The following is a 4,755-nucleotide window of genomic DNA, read 5'->3' as shown; positions in this document are numbered from 1 at the left end:
GGCCGCCTCGACCGTTCGCCCAGGTCACGCTCGATCCAGTCTCAAATGCTCGCAACTTCTTAAGCCGATGGCCCTGCCGTCCGTCCGGGCTGCGGCGCTGGGGCGCCGGTCCCGGCCGAGCGGCAGGGCAACTGACTGCCCGGGAGCCGTTCAGGCCGCGGGGGCTTCCCGAGGAGGGAGCAGAGGGCCCTCCCTCGTCGCGTCACGCGATTCCGCGGCCAATCCGGCCGCAATCAATGCCGCCAGCAGCTCAGCCGCTTCTGGACGAACAGTCCCGAGCTGCACCAGTCCGTCACCGAAAACGTTCACATCGGCCACCAGGCCGGGGAGGTCGGAGTCCAGCCCGAGGAGCACGAGCTGTTCAGCCAGGGCGTCGGCGCTTCGTAGTGCGTGGTTCCAGCCGCGTACGTAGGGCACACCGGGCGACAGGTTCTCCGCTCGTTTGGCTACCACTCCGCGCCGGTCGGTCATGTCGTCAGGCCCTTCCCTTGTGTTCTTCGGCGATGGTCGGCCCGTGATCGTCGTCTTCATGGTCTCGGCGGAAGCCGCTTGCCAGGGCCAGGCGCAGGAGCTCCGCGAGGCGCTCGGCCGTGGCGGGGGATACTCGGCCCAGTTCGACGAGGCCGTGCCCAAAGGCGTTAAGGTCCGCGCGTAGGTAGGGGAAGTCTTTCTCTAGGCCAGCGCGGACCAGGACGTCCCGCAGTGCGGTAGTCGCGTTTCGGGCCGCGTACCAACCGTCGCTGTCGAGGGGCGACCACGCGGCAGCGTCGCGCCCGTCGTTCGGCTCAGTCGGCATCCGTGCTCGTCTCCTCAGGGAGCGCGGCGACCGCCGCGTACGGCGTCGGGTACTGCTCGTCGAAGCGGTCGATCCTTGCCAAGGGTTCGGCGGAGGCGACCAACGCGGTGGCGAGAGCGACGGGACGCAGCGGATTGGCTTCCGGTCGACGCGTAGGCGCGCGGAGCCACTGATAGCGGTCGTGGGCCAACGGGATGGGGCCCGGCACGACGACGGCACAGTCATTGCTCAAGTACCGGTACGGCGGTGGCGAGGACGTTTCACGTTCGAGGTAGTGCGTGAAGGTCTCGCGGCTCTGCGAGGAGAGGAAGAATCCGACTCTCTGTGCCTTGCGGTCGATAACCGTTGGTCCGAACAGCATCGCACTCCGCAAGAGGCGATCGAACATCTCCGTCCCGAGGCGCAGTTCCACGCTCAGCACGTCGAAGTAGCGTCCGGTCGGCAGCAGGCATGGCATGCGGGGATCGTCCGCCCACACTTGCCGGCACTCGATTGGGTTGTCTGCTGCCGCCGACAGCCATTCCATGCCGCTCCTGGTCATCCTCTGCACGCCAACTCACCTCGGTCGAGACTGGGTTGCGACCGCAATGCCGCCCTGTGTCCAGGCTCGGGGGCACCCCCCTGGCCAGGGCAGATGACGAGAGGTGACGGGGGATGACGGGTCAGGCGTGGACGCGTCATCCCCCGTCACCGATCAACAACCCTCGATCTACGGTTACTTGCAGCGTGCGGCAAAGAACTGCGCGTACATTCGATCGTGAAGCCAAAGAGTCGTGCGCCCCAGAAGTCGCACCCGTGCTCAGGTGGGGAGGGAACGGTCACGTCTTCGCTGGAGCCGATCAGCGTTCGCTTACGGCAAGCCCGTACGGGCCGGGGCTGGAGTCAGCCGAGGTTGGTACGCGAGCTGCGTCAGGTTGCGCTCCGCCGCGGCCACCAACTCCCGGCAGACGCCAGCGTGAAGCGTCGTATCGCCAGTTGGGAGAACGGCCACAGTGCGCCGGACGACTTCTACGGTCCGTTGCTGTGCGAGGCGTACGACCTCAGCGCCGCCGAGCTGGGGCTGAACCACGAGGGCGAACGGGACACCGGGCTCTTGGTCGCCAGCTATCCGGCGAGCCCCGAAGGCGCGATCGATACCGTCGGTCAGCTGTGGCGCGCTGATCTCAACCGGTATGAGCCCCTGCTACAGGCCGAGCCCTCAGAGCCCGCGTGGAACGAAGCCTCGCTCCGTTGGCTGGTCGCACCCGAGCCGGCCATTCCTCGGCAACGGCGAGACGGAATGCGCGTCGGTTTCGGAGATGTCGCCGCCGTCAAGACCACAGCGGACATGTTCGCCGACTTAGACGACCGGTTCGGAGGCGACCACGCTCGACACGCAGCCGTGCAGTACCTCAGCACCGAAGTGACGCCGCTCCTGCGCGGGCAGTACAGCGAGCAGGTGGGGCGAGCCCTGTTTTCCACCGTGGCAGAGGCGACCCTCCTGGCCGGATGGATGTCGTACGACGCCTGCCGTCACGGCTTGGCACAGCGGTACTTCCTCCAGGCCCTCCGGTTGGCCCAGGACGCCAACGACCGTCGGCTCGCCGGAAGCATCCTGTCCGCCATGAGCCACCAGGCGACGTTCCTCGGTCGCTACACCCAGGCCGCGACGCTCGTCCGCGCGGCGCTCATGGGCATCTCCCCCATGGCCACGCCGACACTGCGCGCCCAGTTCCACGCTATGGAGGCCCGCGCACTTGCCCGCACCGGCGATGTCCGAGCCTGCGAAGCCGCCCTTACCGCAGCCACAAAAGCGCTGGAGAGCAGGAACAGCGACGACGAGCCTGAATGGATCAGCTACTTCGACGAAGCTGAACTTGCTGCCGAGGCCGCCCACTGCTTCCGCGACGTCAACAGTGCCCGAAAGGCCGTCGCCCACGCCGAGAACGCTATGAGCGGCAGCCACGTACGGAGCGACTTCTTCGCGACCATGGTGCTGGCGGATGCCCACCTACCCGCCGGCGACGTCGAGGAGGCCTGCCGTGTCGCCCTCGATGCCCTCGACCTGGGCGCGCAGCTCAAGTCGGCCCGATGCGTCAGCTACCTTGCCGAGTTCCGGGAGAACCTTGCAGGAGTCGGTAGCAACAGGGACGTTCAGACCTTCACCGATCAAGTCAGAGACCACAGGTTGTGGCTCGCCGCTGGCGGTCAGGCCGATTCCTGAAATGCCAACGTCCCACGTCAGAACGGGCCCCATTCGTCTCGTCCCTCACCAGTGCGAAGGGACCCCACTCGCCGAGCGAACTCGGCGGCAGCCCGGTCGCTGCTCGTGACCTGGTGCCCTAGCCAGGCCACCATCATCAGTTCACGCAGGTCTGCGAGGGTCTCGTACCCGGGCCAGTTCATCAGGTCAAAGCCGTACCGGTGTACGAACTCTGCGTACTCCGCCTTGTTGTGCCACGTATACCGCTCATAGAACATCGCCGTTTGGACTAGATCCCACTCGCGTGGTGCGAGTGCGAAGCCGTCCAGGTCGATGAGCACCGCGTGCCCGTCCCGGTGGCGGAGGATGTTCCCAATGCTGGCATCGCCGTGGATCATGCCGAAGGGAAGGACGAAGTCCAGCCGGTCGTAGTCCTTACCGAGGCTCGATGCTCGCTCCTCCAGGAACGTCCGGTCCTCCGCCGCGATGCCGTTCAACCCTTCGAGGGACGCCGCCACCTTGGCCAGCGGGTCGTAGTACGGCAGGTGCAGAGACTCGGGTTCTTCGAGCCAGTGCAAGCGACGGAGGAGATCCGCGAGTTCCCCGACCGTTCCGTACTCCTCGTTCTCCTGGACGCTCTCCCAGAACGTCACCACGAGGCCGCCGACGACGAGGGGTTGGGAGACCGACGCCGGCACGCGCATGGCCGGGAATTCCTGCGTCTCAAGCCACCGGGCCACGCTTACGGCCCGCTCCATCTCAGCGAGCACGGCCCGATCACGCGCAATGCGGACGATGACCGGTAAGGACGCCAGGCGGTAGACCGCGTTCGAACCCAGCCGCAGCAACTCGGCGCCGCGTGAGTCGAGTCCGACCGTCGCGCATGCTTCCTGGAGTACAGGCTCCAGGTCCTCCGCCGTGAACTCCGCGCCGCCGTCCGGTCCCTCTCTGCTACCCGAGATCATGCTTGGACCATACGGGCCGCACCGACCGCCCGACAGGCTGCCCACGTAATAGGGACGTAATGATCTTTGCCAGCAGCGACCGCGACCACCCCTCCCCCGCAGGTCAGCGCCCCAAAAGCGCAACGGTCTCCCCTGGCCTCCGGAGCCGTGTGCGCAGGTTCGAATCCTGCCGGGGGCACTCGCCGAGGATCAGCAAGGATTAAGCGCTGACCAGGGCGGATGCCGACAGAAGAGGGCGGGAGTCAGTCTCACTGACTCCCGCTCTTTCTCGTTGTCTCTCACTGTCCGCGCACCATCTGCGATACACCCGACATACTCACGTGTGGACGCCGTGCGACGGCGGAAGGATGCGGACATGCCAACGCCGAAGAGCTTCACTGCCTGGTTGAAGACCCACGCCGATCAAGACAACGCCATCGGCGATCTCGCCCGGGACGTCTCGCGCGATCCCGACTGGCCCTCACGCAAGAGCCTGCCGGGCCAGCGCGCCTACCTTGAAAAGCGCGGCGCCATTTCGGCCGCCGTGGAGACACTCGAACGTGCCTGGACTCAGTACGAGCAGTACAAAACCGCTCAAGACAAGTGACGGCGGCCGCCCCTCCACGGCTGGGTGTGCCGTCTCAGCACGTTGCTACGCGGATCTACTTCCCTGCTGCGCGATTCCCTCTAGCCTCGGAACATGCATTGGTTCATGGCGGCGACGGTGGGAGCGGCCGGCGGCGCCTCCATGGAGGCTGTCGACATCATCAAGGCCATCAAGTGGCACCGCCAAATGCCATGGAATGTCCAGTCGGACACTATCGATCCGCCTC

General features: G+C 66.2%; 6 protein-coding genes. 2 read left to right on the top strand and 4 right to left on the bottom strand.

From position 1 onward, the window contains the following. Positions 1 to 150: 150 nt before the first annotated feature. The 3 genes from AC27LF_RS45200 to AC27LF_RS45190 are packed head-to-tail and all read right to left on the bottom strand — an operon-like array spanning position 151 to position 1,346. Entirely contained in the window at positions 151 to 531 is a 381-nt protein-coding gene (locus AC27LF_RS45200; protein ID WP_479662415.1) for a hypothetical protein, read from the bottom strand. After that, positions 476 to 796: a hypothetical protein gene (locus AC27LF_RS45195; protein WP_479662416.1), complete on the bottom strand. Its 321-nt coding sequence runs from the start codon at positions 794 to 796 to the stop codon at positions 476 to 478. Before AC27LF_RS45195 ends, AC27LF_RS45200 begins: the two co-directional genes overlap by 56 nt. Next, complete coding sequence (locus tag AC27LF_RS45190) at positions 786 to 1,346, bottom strand: bifunctional DNA primase/polymerase (RefSeq protein WP_479662417.1); 561 nt, start codon at positions 1,344 to 1,346, stop codon at positions 786 to 788. Before AC27LF_RS45190 ends, AC27LF_RS45195 begins: the two co-directional genes overlap by 11 nt. Positions 1,347 to 1,625: 279 nt before the next feature. On the opposite strand from AC27LF_RS45190, the gene AC27LF_RS45185 reads away from it, so the two are divergent. Next, on the top strand, positions 1,626 to 2,999 hold the full coding sequence (locus AC27LF_RS45185) for an NsdA family TPR-like regulatory protein (protein ID WP_487227948.1): 1,374 nt from the start codon (positions 1,626 to 1,628) through the stop codon (positions 2,997 to 2,999). 17 nt (positions 3,000 to 3,016) lie between these two features. On the opposite strand, the gene AC27LF_RS45180 is transcribed toward AC27LF_RS45185, so the two are convergent. Then, positions 3,017 to 3,943, bottom strand: a complete 927-nt coding sequence (locus AC27LF_RS45180; RefSeq protein ID WP_479662419.1) for a phosphotransferase family protein — start codon at positions 3,941 to 3,943, stop codon at positions 3,017 to 3,019. Positions 3,944 to 4,298: 355 nt separating this feature from the next. Here AC27LF_RS45180 and AC27LF_RS45175 point away from each other — a divergent pair, with 355 nt between their 5' ends. Next, the gene (locus AC27LF_RS45175) at positions 4,299 to 4,529 is read left to right on the top strand and encodes a YozE family protein (protein WP_479662420.1); all 231 of its coding nucleotides are present in this window, start codon (positions 4,299 to 4,301) and stop codon (positions 4,527 to 4,529) included. Positions 4,530 to 4,755: the final 226 nt, after the last annotated feature.

Source organism: Streptomyces diversicolor (assembly GCF_057537855.1).
Note: the sequence above shows the minus strand (reverse complement) of the source record. Positions and strands in the feature narration are given on the sequence as shown.

Coding starts and splice junctions, on each gene's coding strand:
- AC27LF_RS45200 (WP_479662415.1), bottom strand. CDS start 531: ATGAAGACGACGATCACGGGCCGACCATCGCCGAAGAACACAAGGGAA.
- AC27LF_RS45180 (WP_479662419.1), bottom strand. CDS start 3,943: ATGATCTCGGGTAGCAGAGAGGGACCGGACGGCGGCGCGGAGTTCACG.
- AC27LF_RS45195 (WP_479662416.1), bottom strand. CDS start 796: ATGCCGACTGAGCCGAACGACGGGCGCGACGCTGCCGCGTGGTCGCCC.
- AC27LF_RS45175 (WP_479662420.1), top strand. CDS start 4,299: ATGCCAACGCCGAAGAGCTTCACTGCCTGGTTGAAGACCCACGCCGAT.